This is a genomic window from Vibrio sp. Isolate32, from assembly GCF_022397955.1.
Classification (GTDB): domain Bacteria; phylum Pseudomonadota; class Gammaproteobacteria; order Enterobacterales; family Vibrionaceae; genus Vibrio.
Genome location: NZ_JAKEUQ010000015.1, coordinates 88,260 through 108,251 on the forward strand (window position 1 = coordinate 88,260; position 19,992 = coordinate 108,251).

Genomic DNA, 19,992 nt, shown 5'->3' on the forward strand with positions numbered 1-19,992 from the left:
TTCAGTGCTCTCACTGTGACTACAACCTTCAATAAATGGAGAAAGTAATGGCGACTCATTTTGATTACATCTGTATCGGCGGCGGTTCAGGCGGCATCGCATCAGCAAACCGCGCAGCAATGCACGGTGCAAAGGTTGCACTTATCGAAGCTCAAGACCTTGGTGGTACTTGTGTAAACGTTGGTTGTGTTCCTAAAAAAGTAATGTGGCACGGCGCTCAAGTTGCTGAAGCTATCAACCTGTACTCTGAAGATTACGGCTTCGACGTAGACGTAAAAGGCTTCAACTGGAGCAAGCTAGTTGAAAACCGCCAAGCGTACATTGGTCGTATCCACCAATCTTACGACCGCGTACTAGGCAACAACAAAGTAAACGTAATCAAAGGCTTCGCTAAGTTCGTTGACGAAAAGACGGTTGAAGTAAACGGCGAACACTACACAGCCGATCACATCCTGATCGCGGTAGGTGGTCGTCCAACAATTCCAAACATCCCAGGTGCAGAATACGGCATCGATTCAAACGGCTTCTTCGAGCTAATGGAGCAACCAAAACGTGTTGCGGTTATCGGCGCGGGCTACATCGCAGTTGAAATCGCAGGTGTACTAAGCGCACTTGGCACAGAAACACACCTGTTCTGCCGTAAAGAATCGCCACTACGTAGCTTTGATCCAATGATCATCGAAACGCTAGTAGAAGTAATGGAAGCAGAAGGCCCAACACTTCACACGCATTCTGTTCCTAAAGAAGTGGTGAAAGAAGCGGACGGCACGCTGACTCTACACCTAGAGAACGGCAACACTCAAAACGTTGACCACCTAATCTGGGCTATCGGTCGCCACCCAGCAACTGATGCTATTAACCTAGCATCAACAGGCGTTGAAACTAACGACCGTGGCTACATCAAAGTCGACGAGTTCCAAGCGACTAATGTTCCTGGCATTTACTGTGTTGGTGACATCATGGAAGGCGGTATCGAGCTAACTCCTGTAGCGGTTAAAGCAGGTCGTCAGCTTTCTGAGCGTCTATTCAACGGTCAAACCAACGCGAAGATGGACTACAACCTAGTTCCTACTGTTGTATTCAGCCACCCACCTATCGGCACAATTGGTCTAACGACTCAAGAAGCTGAAGAGAAGTACGGCAAAGACAACATCAAGGTTTACACATCGGGCTTCACTGCGATGTACACAGCAGTAACCAAGCACCGTCAACCTTGTAAGATGAAGCTAGTATGTGCTGGCGAAGAAGAGACAGTCGTTGGCCTACACGGTATCGGCTTCACTGTTGATGAAATGATTCAAGGCTTCGGCGTTGCAATGAAGATGGGCGCAACCAAAGCAGACTTCGACTCTGTTGTGGCGATTCACCCAACGGGCTCAGAAGAGTTTGTTACCATGAGATAATCAACGCTTAGTTGATCGCTCTTTAGAAGCAGGCCTCGTGCTTGCTTTTCTTATATCCGCTCTGAACCTTGGCTATCGATTCGACGTAACACAAATATCAACCTACCTAGAACAGCAATGGAGTTTGTGATGAATCTACTAATTGAATCATTTGAAGGCGGAATTTACTTGGCTTACCAAGTCGTTGACGAGCAAAAGCAGTTAATTAAAGACGACCACCAGCACCCAATGAAGTTTTTGAGTGTTAACCAAGCACGTGACCATTTTAGTGATCAAGGTGTGGCGTCGGCAACCCTCATTCATAACAGCGCTTATGACGAAATGTGTGGCGAGCACTGCGGCAGTACACAACCGTTCGAGATTGATTTGAAGTGGAGTTAAATCAACTTCAAATCAATCGTGATAAAAATGGAAAGGCTTGCACTAGTGCAAGCCTTTCTTATGGGAGTAACCTTCCCTCATTTCCACCTAAATCAGCGCAATGTTCGTTTCTGTCTGCGTTTGATGTTTTGCTCTTTCACAATAAAGTCGAACAGCGGAGCAAACAGGTTAGCAAACAAGATCGCGAGCATGATGCCCTCTGGATATGCAGGATTGAGCACTCGGATACCGACCGTCATCATGCCGATAAGAATCCCGTAAGCCCATTTACTGTTATTGGTAAAGGCTGCTGATACTGGGTCGGTCGCCATAAAGAACGTACCAAAGGCAACACCACCCAACACAAAGTGCCAGTAGAACGGCATCGAAAACATAGAGTTGGTATCGGAGCCGATCCAGTTCATCAAACTCGAGGTCACCACAAGGCCAATAATGACTCCAGCAACAATTCGCCAAGACGCTATCTTCATGACAATCAGAATCACACCGGTCAACATAATGAGCAGTGAAGACACTTCACCCATCGAGCCCGGAATATTACCGATAAAGGCATCCATCCAAGTGATTGCTTCACCTGTCATGTTATTGATCAGCGACGAGCTACCACCTTCATACCATTGGCTCAGCGGCGTCGCGCCCGAATAGCCGTCAGCCGCGACCCAAACTAAGCCACCCGACATGTTGGCAGGATAGGCGAAGTAGAGAAATGCGCGGCCTGCTAGTGCAGGGTTGAGGAAGTTTCGCCCTGTTCCACCGAACAACTCCTTGGCAACGACAATACCAAAGGTGATACCCAAAGCGGCTTGCCATAGCGGAATGGTAGGTGGAAGGATTAAGGCAAACAGCACAGAACTAACAAAGAAGCCTTCGTTGACTTCATGTTTTCGCACAACGGCAAACAAAACCTCCCAGAAGCCACCCACTACAAACACCGTGGCATAAACGGGTAAGAAGTAAAGTGCACCAAGCAGCATTTGGCTTCCCCAGCCACTTGCCATCAGTGATTGTGCATCACCAAATGCCCATGACAGACGCCAACTGCTTTCGATAACAGACGCAAGTTCGTTAAATTGATAGCTAGAGGTTAATGCGAGGACGCTTTGGTGCCCGACGTTATACATGCCCCAGAACATTGCAGGAAAGGTCGCCAACCACACCAGAATCATGATTCGTTTGAGGTCAATGCTATCTCGAACATGGGTCAAGCCTTGGTTTACGTTGCCAGGCGTATAAAATATGGTCGCGAAAGCCTCGTATACAGGATAAAGCTTTTCGTACTTACCTCCGGCTTCAAAGCGTGGAGCCACGTCTTCTAATCGTTTTTTTAAACTCATAATCTCAATCACCTTATTGCTTGAGTTATGGTTTTCTACGCATCAACCGTGCTATTTGAACAATTTTTAACGATATTTAGTCAAATTCGTTTTGAAGAAGTAGACATCAAGAACTTAGACCAACATTGAAACAGAAAGATAGCCCCAGCGATGGCCGAGGCTTATTTGGTATTACTACGGGTCTTCGTTATTTAACGCACATTACGTTAAGCAGTGAAGAACCTTTCAATTGGTTGACGTTACCGTTAGTAAACAGGCCTTTCTTATCTGCGCCCCAATAAGGAAGATGCATTGGCCAGTTCTGTTTTTCCATCACTTTTGAGCCTAGGATGCTCTGCCATTGCTTTTCAGTCATCAGCTTCATGTTGATCTTATTACATACCAGCTCTGCGCTGCCGTAATCTAAACGACTCCAAGGCTTACCTTGCTCCATATAGAACTGCTGCTCATGGTCTAGCAGGTAAGGGATCGCATATTGGCTACCGGCAACATTTGCCGTCACGCGAACTTCAATCTCTAGATCGTTATCTGAATTTTTGCCACCACTTGGCAATGCCTGGATGGCAGCCGCACTGGTGACTGCTGCCGCTGGCTTCGCTGCTACGGGTTTCGCTGCAGGCTTAGTTGCTGGTTTTACAGGAGCCTTAACCGGTGTAGGTTTTGCTGCTTTAGGCTCGGCCGCTTTTTCCACGATAGGTTGTGATGAGGTTTTCGACTTGTCGACCATACGAATAAAGGCTTCACCGTAACCAGGAACCTTACGTACCTGAGTTAGGTCTTTTCTCGCGTCAGAGAAGGTAGAGTAAGGTCCAATTAAGCAACGGTAGTCCCCGCCTTCAGGCTTCATCCAAACGTTGGTCGAGATTTTCTCATACAGAGGCTTTGCTCGATTCAATGACAAAGGCTTATTCAGCAGGCCACATTGAACCCAAAACAGTTCGTTATCTGAATTACGTTTAGGCGCCTTGCTCCCCCAAACTCCCTTACCGATCGGACATGATTGCTCTAGCTGTGGTAATTGGTTAGTGCTTGCCTGAGTTGCATCACATAGAACCGATTCAGCATTCACTTGGCTCGATACCAAAAGGGATGCAGCGATAAGCCCCATACGATAATTTCTCGTCACAGCACGACATACAGCATTCATTGTCAATTTCATAACCACCACTTAAACCCTCGCGGGTTAATTATTACCGAATCAATGTCGATAAAACATGAATTCCATTTTAAGTATTATTGACACTATCAATGATACTAAGTTCCAGATCCATTAAGCAAAAAAAGAGCCGCAATTGCTTACGGCTCTTAGTTTAGTGACTTTTTTTTCTAAAAATCAAACCGCGCTATCACCCTTTATAAATTTTAGGGTTAAACACGTCGCGTAACCAGTCGCCTAATAGGTTAATAACTAGAACTAATGTTACCAAAAGCACACCTGGGAATGCTGTGATCCACCATGCTCCTGAGAAAATGTAGTTAAAACCAGTACTGATCAGGGCACCGAGTGACGGTTGGTCTACCGGTAGGCCTAAACCTAGGAAAGAAAGTGCCGCTTCTGACATGATGGCATTTGCCACCTGTACCGTAGAGATAACCAAAATTGGCGATAAACAGTTCGGCAGAATATGACGGAACATGATGCGAGGCGCTCTGAAGCCCATCACACGTGCTGCTTCTACGTACTCTTTCTTCTTCTCAGCCAATACGGATGCACGAATCGTACGAGCATACTGCGGCCATTCGGCAATACCGATGATCACCACCAGCATAACAACCGAATATTGCGCATAGAAGTCACTGCCGAAGCTCGCCTTAAAGATAGCCGAGACAATGATCGCAACCATCATGGTGGAGAACGAGAGCTGAACATCAGCAAAACGCATCAAGAAGCTATCGATACGACCACCGAAGTAACCCGCAGATAGACCAATGATGATACCTAGGGTCAGCTGTAGACCAACGGCTAGGAAACCAATCGTCAGTGATAAGCGAGAACCGTAAAGCATGGTCGATAGAATGTCACGACCCTGTTCATCCGTACCCAGTAGGAAACGCTCTTCGCCATCTTCCATCCAAGACGGTGGTAGCTCAGAGTCCATGATGTCGATAGACGTCACGTCATACGGGTCTGTTGGCGCTAGAACAGGTGCCGCCAATGCCATCACCAAGAAAGCAGTGAAAACAGCAAAGCTGAACATTGCCACTTTGTCACGCAAGAAGTAGTACAAAATGTCTGACTGCTTAAATCGCTCCCAACGAGATGGAGCTGTTGTTGTTTGTTCCATGATTATGCTCCTTTCCCTGTGATATTCACTGTTGGGTTAATGATGCCGTATAGCAGGTCAACAATGGTGTTCGTTACTACGAAGATAAGACCAACGAAGATAACGTATGCGGTAATCAGTGGTGTATCCACTCGGTTAATCGCTTCAAGGAATAGGAAGCCGGTGCCCGGCCACTGGAATACAGTTTCAGTAAGAATGGTGTAAGCCACCATAGTACCAATCTGAACACCACCTACCGTTAGTACAGGTAGCATTGTGTTTTTCAGAGCGTGCTGGTAGTAAATCTTGTTCAGTTCCAGACCTTTCGCTTTACCAAACTTGATGTACTCAGAGCTCAGCACTTCTAGCATCTCTGAACGAACCAGACGAATGAAAAGCGGTAGCATGATAGATGCAAGCGCGATACTTGGCAGAACTAAGTGTGCAAGGCCATCTAGCGTTAGGAAACCAGACTCCCAGCCAAACCAGTTTGCAGTTTCACCACGGCCAAACGACGGCAGCCAGCCAAGTTCAATTGAGAAGACATACATCAGCATGATTGCCGTTAAGAAAACAGGCACAGAGATACCGATACTACTGCCCGCCATCACCAGCTTAGTGAAGAAACTTTTTGGGTGTATTGCTGAATAAACGCCAAGTGGAATCGACAGACAAACGATGATCAGAGAAGCGCCAAACACAAGTTCAAGCGTCGCCACCAGCTTATCTAAGATTACGTCCACTGCAGGGCGTTTAAAGAAATATGAAGTACCAAGATCACCTTGTAGAGCTGCGCCTACAAAGCGAGTGTATTTTGTAATGAAGGGATCATTTAAGCCGAGTTCATCACGCAGCGCTTGACGCTCCGATTCTGACACAGATTGACCGACTAACTCACGCAACGGGTCGCCCAGGTTATCCTGAATGGCAAACGCCACCAAACTGATCACAAACATCACTATCAGTGCCTGAAACAGGCGCTTGACCAGAAACGTAACCATTCCTTGCCCCTTATCTATCCATGATTATCTAATCAAAATCCGCGACCAGATAACAAAAATTCAGTCTTAAAAAAGGTATTTAGCCAGACTGAAGGAAGACCAAATACCTAAACTTAAATATATTTCTTAATAGTTTGAGAGCCTGAAAGCTTCAGGCTCTCGATTCTAGCAAGCTAGGTTATTTTACAACTAGATCACCGAAGTAAGGGAAGTTCATGCCGTTGATAATTGGACCAATCTCAACGTTACTCTTAGCTGCCCATGAAGGGTCTTGCCAATGAAGTGGTACGAACGCAGCTTCATCATATAGGACGGCTTCAACTTGCTTCAGCATCGCACTTCGTTTAACAAGATCAGTTTCTGAATTCGTTTCTAAAACTACTTTATCGATGTCAGAATTTGAGTAGTGACCACAGTTATACTGACCTTTACCTGTAGCTTCATCACGAGTCATCGTGAGGAATTCAGAGAAGTTCGCAGAGTCTTCAGTATCAGGGTGCCAACCAATCATCATCATATCAGCAGCACACTTATCAAACTCAGGCCAATACTGCGCTTTAGGCATAGTTTTAAGATCAACTTTAATACCAATCTTAGATAGCATTGCCGCCGCTGCTTGCGCAATCTTAGCATCGTTCACATAACGATTATTTGGTGCCATCATAGTTAGCGTAAAGCCATCTTCATAGCCCGCTTCTTTCATCAGCTCTTTTGCTTTTTTAACATCATAGCGAGGTTTTAGTTCTTCGTTATAGCCAGCGTATCCCACAGGGCTCTGTTGCGCAGCTGCAGTAGCCGCACCTTTCATGATTTTTTTAACGATACCTTCGTTGTTAATCGCATAAACAATCGCTTGACGAACGCGCACATCTTTCAGTGCCTCATTACTGTTTTGGTTCATTTGAAAGGTAATAATACGCGTTCCAGGCATTGTATATAAATCAACACCATCAGCATTTTTAACTCGCTTGTAATCATTTGGTGCAACAGGCGCGATCATATCAACATCACCGGAAAGAATAGCAGCGACTCGCGTTGCATCTTCCTTAATTGGCACAAGCGTAAGCTTGTCGACATTACCTTTTGAAGCGCTATCCCAGTAATCAGCGAAACGTTCAAACTCAACCTTAACACCCTGTTCACGAGACTTGATGATAAAAGGACCCGTTCCAGACTCATTGGTTGATGCAAAGGAGTTACCATGCTTAACCAACTCAGATTTGTCTTTTCCGTCTGCAGTTTTTCCAGAGTAGAACTTGCTGTCCATTGGGAAAATATAGGTCGCCACATTTTCGATCAATGGATACGTACCATCAGTCTTAACTTCAACGGTATAGTCATCTACCTTAGTCAAAGATACCAAAGGACCAAAGATGCCTTTGAAATCTGCCGAAGACTTCAAACGTTCGAAAGTCCAAACTACATCATCAGCTGTAAATGCATTTCCTGAGTGGAATTTGACTCCCTTACGAAGATTGAAGCGCATAGTCTCGTTATCAATTCGCTCCCAGCTTGTCGCTAGACGGCCTTCGAAATCCATCTCTTGAGTGAAACGTACTAGAGGGTCAAATACCATGTGAGACATTTGCAGTGTACCACCAGACAGCTGCTCGTGCGGGTCAAGTGATACAGGGTCAGCTGCATAGCCAACGGTAATATCTGCTGCTGCTGCACTAAAGCTTAGGCCAGCTGCCATCAAAGCTACTGCTAATTTGCTTTTCATGGTTTTCATTGCATAACTCCTTCATGCGGGAATCCAGATCCCTAGTTGTTGTATTTGCGTCTGTTTATTGTTGTTAGCAAGCTAAACTCCAGCCTGCTGACTTTTATACCGCGGCTTGTGCCACTGCTTTTTCTTCTCTCAAACCTGTAAATTCAGGCATTAAAGAAATCAGTTGTTTGCTGTATTCATGCTGAGGTGATTGGAATAGCTGCTCTGTAGGCGCAACTTCCAATAGTGTCCCCATCTGCATCACGCCAACACGGTCACACATTTGGCGAATAACCGGTAAATCGTGACTAATGAACAGCATGGTTAGGTTTAACTCGTCTTGTAAGTCTTTTAGTAGGTTGAGGATTTGAGCCTGTACCGACACATCCAGTGCCGATGTTGGTTCATCACAAATCAAAAGACGTGGGCGAGTCGCCAAAGCGCGAGCGATAGAAATACGCTGACGTTGACCACCTGAGAATTCGTGTGGGTACTTCACCCCAGCCATTTTACCTAAACCAACGTGCTCTAGCAGGTCATTAACGATCTGACGAGTTTCGCTTTCGTTGCGAGTAAGCTTATGGAATCGAATAGGTTCAGCAATGATGTCGAATATCTTCATTCGAGGGTTCATTGATGTATAAGGGTTTTGGAAAACCATCTGCATTTGGCGACGCATAGGGCGACGCTCTTTTTCAGATTTCAGGCCAGTCAGGTCAACGCCTTCAAACGTTACCTTGCCCGAGTTTGGCGCGTACAAACCAGCAATTACACGAGCAATCGTTGATTTACCTGAGCCTGATTCACCCACCAAACCAAACGTCTCACCTTCATGCACTTCAAAGCTAACGTTGTTCGACGCTTGTACGTACTCACGGCGGCTCTCGAAGAACGAATCTTTAGTGGTGAAACGCAGGTTTACGTTTTCAACATTTAATAATGGGCCTGTGTAATCACGGTGATCTTGGCTTTGACCCAACCAGTGATTTTTCACATCAAGTGGTTCCATCTCGTGTGCTTCTTCGATGTAGCTCACCAGTGGGAAACGATCGAGTTTACGGTCTGAACGCGGAACCGCAGAGATCAAGCTGTGTGTGTATGGGTGTTCTGGCGTACCAAGCACTTTGGCAGTTGGGCCAAACTCAACTAAGTCACCACGATACATTACGGCTACACGATCGGTTACGTTAGATACCACACCCATGTCGTGCGTTACCAACATACAACCTACGTTTTTCTTAATACATAGATCGCGAATCAAACCTAAGATTTGGTCTTGGATAGACACATCCAGTGCGGTGGTTGGTTCATCTGCGATGATAAGGTCAGGCTCACCTGCCAATGCAATCGCTATAACCACACGCTGACGCATACCGCCAGAGAATTGGTGAGGATACTGTTTTAAGCGGTTTTCTGGCTGTGGGATACCAACTTGATTCATCAAGTCGAGGGAGCGTTCATAGGCTTCTTGATCAGAAACCTTCATGTTGGCGTGAATCGTTTCTTTTAACTGCTGTTCTACGGTGAATAGAGGGTTAAGAGACGTCATTGGATCTTGGAAGATAAAACCAATCTTTGAGCCGCGAACAGAACGCATCTGTTCAGGAGATAAGCCAGAGACTTTTTCGCCATCCAGAAATACCTCGCCGCTAGCAATGCGACCAGGAGGGCTCAACAGATCGATAACCGCGTTACCTACCGTTGACTTACCAGCACCAGATTCGCCTACAACACCAACAATCTCACCACGTTCAATATTAAACGAAAGCGATTTAACTGCGGCGTGAACTCCATGACGAGATGGGTATTCGATACGAAGATTTTTTACTTCTAAAAGTGACATTACCAGACCTCTACTGCTTTGGCAGCTTTCTGCCCTGTCTGCAAAATTGAATCCATTCTTACCAGAATATTGTTCTGATATTTTATACGATTGACAATTTGGCAAATAATTCACAGAAAATCAACAAAAATAGGATAAAAAGTCGACATTAAACGCTTAACAAGCAAAACCAACACATAACTATTCACCACAAAGGCATATAGTAAGAAAAAACAGCATTATACTAGTGGTAATAAACACTCACAAAACCCTTACCACAACTTACTTGTAAAGCTAAAGCCATGGTTGAGAGCAGATCTCACTACCAATCATCAAAAACAAATAATTATTCCAAAAAACAATTAACACTATAGAAACATAATCTAATTTATCTATTTATATCAAACAGAACAACTAAATAGGGTTGTGTGAGCCATATTTACAACCATTAATATAGGTTAGGCAAATATGAGATAACAAAACAAGCAGATGGATAAATTAGTTGGAATTTTCGGCGATTTGAGAGGGGGAAAAATGCTAAATACGGACATTAATCGACAGTATTGGGGTTAGGTTTCATTTTTCGTAAAAGTCTTTAGATCAAACCTATCAATCTGTCGAATTTATTAGCCATTAAATTATATAAAATTAGATATAGATCGACCGGTTTAATGAATTGTGGTTTTGTGTGGAGAAGAGCAGTCACATTGAACGCGTGACACTTCGAAGAGGTTATTTTTCTTGTACCGCATTTATGGCACGGACGGCTAGTTAAGGCTATTTATAGTAGGTTCGATCGGGTTAGCTCTCAAGCCAACAGCCTTCTGGGCACAAATACTCTAAACACCAAACGAAAAAAGCCTCGTCATGTCTGACGAGGCTTTCTTATAGTGGTCGGTGAAGAGGGAGGCGATGCGACTGGGCTTCCAGCCCCCGAAAACACCATTACATTTTCGCCAAATAGAAAAAAAGCTCATCATTTCTGATGAGCTTTCTTAAAAGTGGTCGGTGAAGAGGGATTCGAACCCCCGACCCTCTGGTCCCAAACCAGATGCGCTACCAAGCTGCGCTATTCACCGGCAAAATTAATGGGGTGGCTAACGAGATTCGAACTCGCGACCACCGGAATCACAATCCAGGGCTCTACCAACTGAGCTATAGCCACCACTAATTTTTTTGTATAACCGCTTAACAAGCGATTATTGAAATAGTGGTCGGTGAAGAGGGATTCGAACCCCCGACCCTCTGGTCCCAAACCAGATGCGCTACCAAGCTGCGCTATTCACCGACTAGTTTTGTATCGATTCTTGGGATAGTGAATCAACACTGGAAGCCGAAGCTACCGATAATTTGTAAAGAAAGAATGGGGTGGCTAACGAGATTCGAACTCGCGACCACCGGAATCACAATCCAGGGCTCTACCAACTGAGCTATAGCCACCATAATTTCTTTTTCTGCCAATTTCTCGCTTACCGAAGTAAGTGACCGGATGGCGCGCCTGAAAGGATTCGAACCTTCGGCCTTTGGCTCCGGAGGCCAACGCTCTATCCAGCTGAGCTACAGGCGCATGCCCTGTCGGCGGAGTGGAATAATACGTATATCACCCAATGCCGTCTAGTACTTTTTTAACTTTTTTTTCTGTTTGGTCTCTTTTTCGACAGTTAATATGTGATAAACCCCTTATTTGAGTACTACAACCCGCCACAGCTTATAAGTTGTTGTTTATTGCAACAACTTATCGGGATATAATCACCCATTATTTACATTGGTTTAACAGTTGCTCTTTACTGGTTAAGCCAAAACACCCCTCCAACACTATAATTTGGTAAGCATGTACTTACCTTGGGAATGTAAAGTGAGTTTAATGGATATGTCTCGTCGAATTTTAAGCGTTGTCATCGCAGTTTTAACCTTCTCAACTGGTGCAATGGCTTCAGGCCTAAGTGAAGCAGAGCAAGATGCAATTGCTGAGCGCATCAAACCAGTTGGTCAAGTATACCTAGTCGGCAGTGAGCCAGTAGCCGCTGAACCAACAGGCCCTCGTGATGGCGCAACAGTTTATGGTACCTTTTGTATCGCTTGTCACGCATCTGGCGTAAGTGGCGCACCTAAAACAGGTGATGCTGGTGACTGGGGTCCCCGTATTGCTCAGGGGCGCGATATCCTAGCTGACCACGCAATCAACGGCTTCAACGCGATGCCAGCAAAAGGTTCATGTATGGACTGTTCAGACGATGAAATCAAAGATGCTATCGAGCACATGATTGCTGGTCTGTAATTACAAATGCCAAATTCAAAAAAGGTGACCAACAGGTCACCTTTTTTATTGTCTTCTATATAGTACTCATCAAGCAGAACATTACTTCTTATTGAACATCGCTCGAATATTGGCAATGTGCGCCTGCCCTTTCTCCATTCGCTCTTCAGCGGACTGTGGCTTCTTCACGCTTTCCCATTCCACATCATCATGCGGCAATTCATCCAGAAAACGACTTTGTGTTGGTTTAATTAACTCACCAAACTGACGACGTTCACGACACTTAGTAAAAGTCAGTTCTTTCTGCGCTCGAGTGATACCCACATACATCAGGCGACGCTCTTCCTCCACATTCCCTTCATCAACACTGGTTTGGTGAGGCAAGATGCCCTCTTCTGTTCCCATCAAATACACATAAGGGAATTCCAGGCCTTTCGAAGCGTGCAGCGTCATTAACTGTACTTGGTCAGCATCATCATCGTCTTCACCACGTTCCATCATGTCGCGCAGGGTTAAGCGCTGCACAACCTCACGTAGCGATTTCTCTTCCTTATCGTAATTGTCGCCTTCTAAGTCAGCCACAATCCAACTGTAGAGATCAGACACGTTCTTCATACGCATCTCTGCCGCTTTCGGACTTGCTGAGGTTTCGTATAACCAATCCTCGTAGTTAATATCACGAACCAAAGCACGAACCGCATCTACGGTATTGCCACGATCTGCGTTATCCGAGATACGAACAATCCAATCAGTGAATCGACGTAGGTTCTCTAAGCCTCGGCCTGTTAAGGTTTGCTCTAAGCCCATCTCAAAGCTGGCCTCAAACAAGCTCTTACCACGCATGTTGGCATAGCTACCTAACTTCTCTAGCGTCACCGGGCCGATCTCACGGCGAGGCGTGTTTACAATACGTAGGAAGGCGTTGTCATCATCAGGGTTCACCAACACTCGTAGGTAAGCCATGATGTCTTTAATTTCGGCTCTAGCAAAGAAAGAGGTGCCGCCAGAGATCTTGTAGGGCACGCGGTTCTGCATCAACGCTTTTTCAATTAAGCGCGATTGGTGGTTACCACGGTAAAGCACCGCGTAATCTTTGTACTCAGTACGGTTCAAAAACTTGTGTGCGATGATTTCACCGGTAATACGCTCGGCCTCATGCTCCTCGTTCTTGGCATTCAATACCTTAAGCTTTTCTCCATCCGGGATCTCAGAGAATAGAGACTTCTCATACACGTGCGGGTTATTGGCGATCAAGATGTTCGCTGCACGCAAGATTCGACTGGTTGAGCGGTAATTTTGCTCGAGCTTAATTAAGCGAAGGTTTGGATAGTCCTCACCCAGCAACACCAAGTTTTGTGGTTTCGCACCACGCCATGAGTAAATAGATTGGTCATCGTCACCTACTACCGTCAAACGACCACGCTCTCCAACCAGTAGGCGAACCAATTCGTACTGGCTGGTGTTGGTATCTTGGTATTCGTCCACAAGTAGGTAGCGAATACGCGACTGCCAACGTTCACGCACTTCTTGATTGGTTTTGAGCAATAGTACTGGCAGGGCAATCAAATCATCAAAGTCGAGGGCGTTGTAGGCCTTCATCTGCTTTTGATACATCTCGAAACAGAACGCAAACAACTGCTCTTGCTCACCTTGAGCGCGCGCTTTCGCCTGGTCTGGCGTCAGCATGTCATTCTTCCAATTCGAAATCGCACTCATCAATGCACGCAATAAATCTTTATCGCCATCGATTTGTCTTTCAGTTAGCTCTTTTAATAGGGCTAACTGGTCTTGGTCATCAAACAGAGAGAAGCCGGCTTTTAGGCCCAGTGCTTTGTACTCGCGACGAATAATCGTTAGGCCCATGGTATGAAACGTTGAAACGATAAGTCCTTTCGCTTCACCTTTACCTAAGGTTTGCCCTACACGCTCTTTCATCTCACGCGCTGCTTTATTCGTAAAGGTCACTGCCGCGATGTTACGCGCCTTGTAGCCACACTCCTGAACCAAATAAGCAATTTTATTGGTGATAACACGTGTCTTGCCTGATCCAGCGCCCGCTAATACTAAGCAGGGGCCTGAAACATACTTCACGGCTTCATCTTGTCTTGGGTTCAGTTTCATTTGATTCTCTATCTGTTCTTACAAGGTCCGAATTGGTTGCACGCCTATAATAATGCTGCAACATTACGAATGCTACGTTCTCTTCTACAAGAATTTTACGTCATTTATGCAAAACTTTGTTGCACATGTGTATGGTTCTCAGGCTATAATGAATGAACGTTCATTCATCAGTGGTGTAAATATGACTACTCATGTACCTCAGGATAAACGCCAACAAATACTTTCTGCAGCAGAGAAGCTAATTGCGGAGGTCGGTTTTCAAGGTCTCTCAATGCAAAAACTAGCAAAAGAAGCGGGAGTGGCTGCTGGCACTATCTATCGCTACTTTGATGATAAGGATCACTTGATCGATGACGTTCGAGTGCTCGTAACTCAACGAGTAGCAGATGCTGTACAAGACGGAGTTAATGATTCGGATCCAATAAAGCAACGCTACAGAACCATGTGGCTCAACATATGGAACTTAGCGGGAACGAATTTAGCTGCGATTAAAAATCGAGTTCAGTATGACTCTCTACCCATCACAAATAACCTAAACTTCAGGGAACTTGAACGAAAAATGTTTGCCCAAGTTGAGCTGCTATTTAATGAGGGTAAAGAGCAAGGATTGTTTAAACCACTTGATAATGAAGTATTAAGCGGCTTGAGCCTAGCGGCTAGTGTATCTCTAGCGCGTAAGCATTCTTTAGGATTTTACCAACTCGACGAGGCAGCACTTGAAGCTGCAATAGAAGCCAGTTGGGATGCAATAATTAAACACTAGATCGGAGTTTTGACCATAATGAAAAAGTGGACTTTCTTCATGTTACTCATCGCTGTACTGCTTTTCGGCAGCGTTATTGGGTTTAACATGTTCAAACAACAAAAAATTGCTGAGTACATGGCAAACCGCCCTGAACCAGAATTTCCAGTAACGGTTACTGAAGTTCAGCCGATCGATTGGGTTCCGGTGATCGAAGCTATCGGCTTCATCGAACCTAACCAAGGTGTGACACTAGCAAACGAAACCAGCGGCGTAATCGACCAAATTTCTTTTGAATCAGGTACTGAAGTTAAGAGCGATCAACTACTCGTTCGTCTTGATTCAGAGGTAGAGAAAGCGAACCTTAAGAGCTCTGAAGCTCGCCTGCCTGCTGCAAAAGCAAAGTACAAACGCTACCAAGGTCTATTCAAGAAAGGCTCTATCTCTAAAGAAGCTTACGATGAAGCTGAAGCTAATTACTTCTCTCTTTCTGCTGACATTGAGAGCCTAAAAGCATCTATCGATCGTCGTGAAATTCGTGCTCCTTTCGATGGAAAGGTTGGTATTCGTAACGTTTACCTAGGTCAATACCTGCAATCAGGTACAGATATCGTTCGTTTGGAAGATACCAGTGTAATGCGCCTGCGTTTCACTGTTTCTCAAACTGACATATCTCGCATCAGTGTGGGCCAAGCAGTTGATATCTTCGTTGACGCTTACCCTGAAATCCCATTTGAGGGATCTATCAGTGCCATCGAACCTGCAGTTAGCGTACAAAGTGGTCTTATCCAAGTTCAAGCAGACATTCCAAACAATGATGGCAAGCTTCGTAGCGGTATGTTCGCTCGCGCAAACATCATTCTGCCTAAACTAGAGAACCAAGTCACTCTTCCTCAAACAGCGATTACTTTCACCCTATACGGTGACAATGTTTACATCCTGACTGAAGAAGACGGCGTTCAACGTGTTGCTCAACATGTTGTAAAAGTTGGTGAGCGTACAGCTGATATTGCACACATCCTTGAAGGCGTAAAAGCCGGTGATACAGTTGTAACTTCTGGCCAAGTACGTCTAAGTAACGGTGCCAAAGTTAAGGTTGTTGAAAGTGATGCAATCACTCCGCCATCTGAAACACCTAAGCTGTAACTGGAGGCACAATGCGCTTTACTGATGTTTTTATTAAACGTCCAGTTCTAGCGGTATCCATCAGCTTTTTGATTGCTCTGCTTGGCTTACAAGCAATCTTCAAAATGCAGGTGCGTGAATACCCTGAAATGACGAATACCGTCGTAACCGTAACCACGAGTTACTACGGTGCAAGTGCCGATCTTATCCAAGGCTTTATCACGCAGCCCCTCGAACAGGCTGTGGCTCAAGCGGATAACATCGACTATATGACTTCTTCTTCTGTACTCGGTAGCTCGACGATTACCGTGAACATGAAGTTGAACACCGACCCGAATGCCGCGCTATCTGACATACTGGCCAAGACAAACTCGGTGCGTTCTCAGCTTCCTAAAGAAGCTGAAGATCCAACCGTGACTATGTCGACTGGTTCAACGACAGCCGTACTCTACATTGGCTTTACCAGTGACGAGCTGGTGTCGAGCCAAATTACCGACTATCTAGAGCGTGTAATCAACCCGCAGCTATTTACGGTAAATGGTGTATCTAAAGTTGACCTATATGGTGGTATGAAATACGCACTGCGCGTATGGCTAGATCCATCAAAAATGGCGGCGGTTAGCCTGACTGCATCTGATGTGATGACGGTACTGAACGCTAACAACTACCAATCAGCTACGGGTCAAGCAACGGGGGAATTTGTTCTTTATAACGGCAGTGCCGACACGCAAGTATCCAATACTGAAGAGTTAGAGAACTTAGTCGTTAGAAGTGGTGAAGGTGAGATTATTCGCTTATCTGACATCGCTAAGGTTTCTCTAGAGAAAAGCCACGATGTTTACCGTGCAAGTGCCAATGGTCAGGAAGCGGTGGTTGCAGCGATTAATGCGGCACCAAGTGCTAACCCAATCAACATTGCAGCTGATGTACTTGAGCTTCTTCCTCAACTAGAGAAGAATCTTCCAAGCAACATCTCAATGAACGTAATGTACGATTCAACCATTGCAATTAACGAGTCAATTCAAGAAGTTATCAAGACTATCCTTGAAGCGGCATTAATCGTATTAATCGTAATCACCTTGTTCTTAGGTTCATTCCGAGCGGTACTGATCCCTATCGTTACTATCCCACTGTCTTTGATTGGTGTGGCAATGGTAATGCAGGCGATGGGCTTCTCTTGGAACCTGATGACACTACTGGCGATGGTACTCGCCATCGGTCTGGTGGTAGATGATGCGATCGTTGTACTTGAGAATGTCGACAGGCATATCAAGCTCGGGGAGTCCCCTTTCCGCGCTGCGATCATCGGTACTCGTGAAATTGCGGTGCCTGTTATCGCAATGACACTCACGCTAGGTGCGGTATACGCTCCGATCGCGATGATGGGCGGTATCACGGGCTCACTATTTAAAGAGTTCGCACTAACCCTAGCCGGTTCTGTATTTGTATCAGGTATCGTGGCACTAACGCTATCGCCAATGATGTGTTCAAAAATGTTGAAAGCTCACGCAGAGCCGAGCAAGTTTGAGCAGAAGGTTCATAGCGTTTTGGATGGTATGACTAACCGTTACGAGCGTATGCTTGGCGCGGTAATGCAACATCGTCCAGTATTTATTGGCTTTGCGATCATCGTATTTGCAAGCTTGCCGATGCTGTTTAAGTTCATCCCTAGTGAATTAGCACCTTCAGAAGATAAAGGTGTAATCATGCTGATGGGTACTGCACCATCTAATGCGAACTTAGACTTCATGCAAAATACCATGAACGACGTAAACAAGATTCTGTCTGATCAGCCAGAAGTAGCTTACGCGCAAGTGTTCACAGGTGTTCCTAATGCAAACCAAGCGTTTGGTATTGCATCTATGGTTCCTTGGAGTGAGCGTGAAGCAAGCCAATCTGAGGTAGCAAACCGCGTTGGTGGTTTGGTGAAAGATGTGCCTGGAATGGCAGTAACAGCCTTCCAAATGCCTGAGCTACCAGGTGCGGGTTCAGGTCTTCCAATTCAGTTTGTTATTACAACGCCAAACAGTTTTGAGAGCTTGTTCCAAATCACCACTGATATCTTGACTGATGTAGCGACAAATCCACTGTTCGTTTACTCGGATCTCGACCTGAACTACGACTCAGCAACGATGAAAGTACACATCGATAAAGATAAAGCGGGCGCATACGGTGTGACCATGCAAGATATCGGTATCACGCTAGGTACTATGATGTCTGATGGCTACGTAAACCGTATCGACTTAAATGGTCGTTCTTACGAGGTTATCCCTCAGGTAGAGCGTAAGTTCCGCTTGAACCCAGAATCGATGAATAACTACTATGTACGTGCTGCTGACGGCAATGCTGTCCCACTAGGCAGTTTGATTACGATTGATGTTGTGGCAGAGCCTCGCTCTCTTCCTCACTTCAACCAACTAAACTCAGCTACGATTGGTGCGGTACCAGCTCCAGGCGCAGCGATGGGTGATGCAATTGCATGGTTTGAAGACACGGCGGCGAATAAGCTTCCAAGTGGCTACAACCACGATTACATGGGTGAAGCACGTCAATACGTAACTGAAGGTAGCGCACTTTACGCGACCTTTGGTCTAGCACTGGCTATCATCTTCTTGGTACTGGCGATTCAATTCGAATCACTGAAAGATCCATTGGTTATCATGGTATCTGTACCATTGGCGATCTGTGGTGCCCTAATCGCTCTGGCTTGGGGTGCGGCAACGATGAACATCTACTCGCAAGTAGGTTTGATCACCTTAGTCGGCCTGATTACCAAGCACGGTATCTTGATCTGTGAGGTTGCAAAAGAAGAACAGTTGCATCACCACAAGACTCGTATTGAAGCGGTAATGGAAGCTGCGAAGGTTCGTCTTCGTCCAATCCTGATGACAACAGCTGCGATGATCGCGGGTCTAATCCCACTGATGTACGCAAGTGGTGCAGGTGCAGCTCAGCGCTTTAGTATCGGTATCGTAATCGTTGCTGGTCTGGCGATTGGTACTATCTTTACGCTGTTTGTACTGCCTGTGATTTACAGCTACCTAGCTGAAAAACACAAGCCTCTTCCTGTGTTTGTTGAAGACAAAGACCTAGAAAAACTAGCTCGCGTTGATGAAGCAAAAGCAGCGCACAGATAATTAGCAGATAACAAGTAATCGCTAAGTCGTAAAACAATCAAAAAGGCTACTTCGGTGGCCTTTTTTTATACGCGATAGGCGACATCTTAGATGTGATTAAATAGAATAGTGATAAATAGTCAGGAGTTTTAATCGATATGTTTGATCCAAAAAAACTAGAGCAAATTGCTAAACAGATCCACGACTCTATGCCTCAGCCAGTAAAAGAACTGGGTTCAGACGTAGATCAGAAAGTTCGCCAAGTTATACAAGGCCAGCTAAACAAACTAGATGTTGTAAGCCGTGAAGAGTTTGATGTTCAAACTCAAGTACTACTGCGCACTCGTCAAAAGCTGACCGAAATGGAACAAAAGCTTGCAGAGCTAGAAGCTAAGCTTGCAGACAAGTAAGCACTCAAGCGAACAAAGATAAGAGGGCTGACGTGAAAACGTCAGCCCTTTTTTATGGTTCATCGCGGATTAGCGGGAACTAAAAACAAAAAAAACGGTAGTAAGTGATAGGGTTTAGTCGCCAAACAAAAATCATACACAAACTACCGTTTCCATGCCGAATCATACTTTCCTATCTTCATTCTGGGAAGGCTTTAAAATAGTAAAGTCTCACCAGACAGCATCACTTATTACCCTGACTCTTAAACCTAACTCTGAGGCAAAATGCCCTTGTGGTCTTGAGGCCGAGGCTATCCATGAGTATC

At 45.3% G+C, this 19,992-nt stretch carries 14 protein-coding genes and 5 tRNA genes; 7 read left to right on the forward strand and 12 right to left on the reverse strand.

Annotated elements, in window-relative coordinates; translation table 11 throughout:
• Positions 1 to 47 precede the first annotated feature (47 nt).
• Together gorA and L1D11_RS12945 are read left to right on the forward strand one after the other, a co-directional pair.
• Positions 48 to 1,403, forward strand: a complete 1,356-nt coding sequence (gorA, locus tag L1D11_RS12940) for a glutathione-disulfide reductase (protein WP_239832433.1) — start codon at positions 48 to 50, stop codon at positions 1,401 to 1,403.
• Positions 1,404 to 1,532: 129 nt separating this feature from the next.
• The gene (locus L1D11_RS12945) at positions 1,533 to 1,784 is read left to right on the forward strand and encodes a DUF6482 family protein (RefSeq protein ID WP_239716999.1); all 252 of its coding nucleotides are present in this window, start codon (positions 1,533 to 1,535) and stop codon (positions 1,782 to 1,784) included.
• Between the two features lie 92 nt (positions 1,785 to 1,876).
• Here L1D11_RS12945 and L1D11_RS12950 read toward each other — a convergent pair whose 3' ends face one another.
• The 11 genes from L1D11_RS12950 to L1D11_RS13000 form a co-directional block, all read right to left on the reverse strand.
• Entirely contained in the window at positions 1,877 to 3,118 is a 1,242-nt protein-coding gene (locus L1D11_RS12950; protein ID WP_239832434.1) for an NADH:ubiquinone reductase (Na(+)-transporting) subunit B, read from the reverse strand.
• Between the two features lie 187 nt (positions 3,119 to 3,305).
• Complete coding sequence (locus L1D11_RS12955) at positions 3,306 to 4,277, reverse strand: SPOR domain-containing protein (protein ID WP_239832435.1); 972 nt, start codon at positions 4,275 to 4,277, stop codon at positions 3,306 to 3,308.
• A 187-nt stretch (positions 4,278 to 4,464) separates the two neighbouring features.
• Positions 4,465 to 5,403, reverse strand: coding sequence for an ABC transporter permease (locus tag L1D11_RS12960; protein WP_239832436.1), 939 nt, complete (start codon positions 5,401 to 5,403; stop codon positions 4,465 to 4,467).
• A gap of 2 nt (positions 5,404 to 5,405) precedes the next feature.
• The gene (locus L1D11_RS12965) at positions 5,406 to 6,383 is read right to left on the reverse strand and encodes an ABC transporter permease (RefSeq protein ID WP_061033080.1); all 978 of its coding nucleotides are present in this window, start codon (positions 6,381 to 6,383) and stop codon (positions 5,406 to 5,408) included.
• A gap of 178 nt (positions 6,384 to 6,561) precedes the next feature.
• Complete coding sequence (locus tag L1D11_RS12970; protein ID WP_239832437.1) at positions 6,562 to 8,115, reverse strand: ABC transporter substrate-binding protein; 1,554 nt, start codon at positions 8,113 to 8,115, stop codon at positions 6,562 to 6,564.
• Positions 8,116 to 8,209: 94 nt separating this feature from the next.
• Positions 8,210 to 9,937 carry an ABC transporter ATP-binding protein gene (locus L1D11_RS12975; RefSeq protein ID WP_004740930.1) on the reverse strand — a complete coding sequence of 576 codons (1,728 nt, stop codon included), beginning with the start codon at positions 9,935 to 9,937 and terminating at the stop codon, positions 8,210 to 8,212.
• A 981-nt stretch (positions 9,938 to 10,918) separates the two neighbouring features.
• Positions 10,919 to 10,995, reverse strand: a tRNA-Pro gene (locus L1D11_RS12980).
• A 10-nt stretch (positions 10,996 to 11,005) separates the two neighbouring features.
• Positions 11,006 to 11,081, reverse strand: a tRNA-His gene (locus L1D11_RS12985).
• A 46-nt stretch (positions 11,082 to 11,127) separates the two neighbouring features.
• Positions 11,128 to 11,204 (reverse strand) — tRNA-Pro (locus L1D11_RS12990).
• Between the two features lie 76 nt (positions 11,205 to 11,280).
• Positions 11,281 to 11,356: transfer RNA gene (locus tag L1D11_RS12995), tRNA-His, on the reverse strand.
• Between the two features lie 50 nt (positions 11,357 to 11,406).
• Positions 11,407 to 11,483: transfer RNA gene (locus L1D11_RS13000), tRNA-Arg, on the reverse strand.
• 297 nt (positions 11,484 to 11,780) lie between these two features.
• Between L1D11_RS13000 and L1D11_RS13005 the strand changes: the two genes are divergently transcribed.
• Entirely contained in the window at positions 11,781 to 12,194 is a 414-nt protein-coding gene (locus L1D11_RS13005; RefSeq protein WP_008224061.1) for a cytochrome c5 family protein, read from the forward strand.
• 81 nt (positions 12,195 to 12,275) lie between these two features.
• Here the strand turns inward: L1D11_RS13005 and rep are convergent, their stop codons facing one another.
• Positions 12,276 to 14,294: a DNA helicase Rep gene (gene rep, locus L1D11_RS13010; RefSeq protein ID WP_239832438.1), complete on the reverse strand. Its 2,019-nt coding sequence runs from the start codon at positions 14,292 to 14,294 to the stop codon at positions 12,276 to 12,278.
• A 181-nt stretch (positions 14,295 to 14,475) separates the two neighbouring features.
• Here rep and L1D11_RS13015 point away from each other — a divergent pair, with 181 nt between their 5' ends.
• The 4 genes from L1D11_RS13015 (at position 14,476) to L1D11_RS13030 (ending at position 19,687) form a co-directional block, all read left to right on the forward strand.
• The gene (locus L1D11_RS13015; protein WP_239832444.1) at positions 14,476 to 15,057 is read left to right on the forward strand and encodes a TetR/AcrR family transcriptional regulator; all 582 of its coding nucleotides are present in this window, start codon (positions 14,476 to 14,478) and stop codon (positions 15,055 to 15,057) included.
• Positions 15,058 to 15,075: 18 nt separating this feature from the next.
• Positions 15,076 to 16,182 carry an efflux RND transporter periplasmic adaptor subunit gene (locus L1D11_RS13020; RefSeq protein WP_239832439.1) on the forward strand — a complete coding sequence of 369 codons (1,107 nt, stop codon included), beginning with the start codon at positions 15,076 to 15,078 and terminating at the stop codon, positions 16,180 to 16,182.
• 11 nt (positions 16,183 to 16,193) lie between these two features.
• Entirely contained in the window at positions 16,194 to 19,298 is a 3,105-nt protein-coding gene (locus tag L1D11_RS13025; protein ID WP_239832440.1) for a multidrug efflux RND transporter permease subunit, read from the forward strand.
• Positions 19,299 to 19,435: 137 nt separating this feature from the next.
• Positions 19,436 to 19,687: an accessory factor UbiK family protein gene (locus L1D11_RS13030; protein WP_004740921.1), complete on the forward strand. Its 252-nt coding sequence runs from the start codon at positions 19,436 to 19,438 to the stop codon at positions 19,685 to 19,687.
• The last annotated feature ends 305 nt before the right edge of the window (positions 19,688 to 19,992 follow it).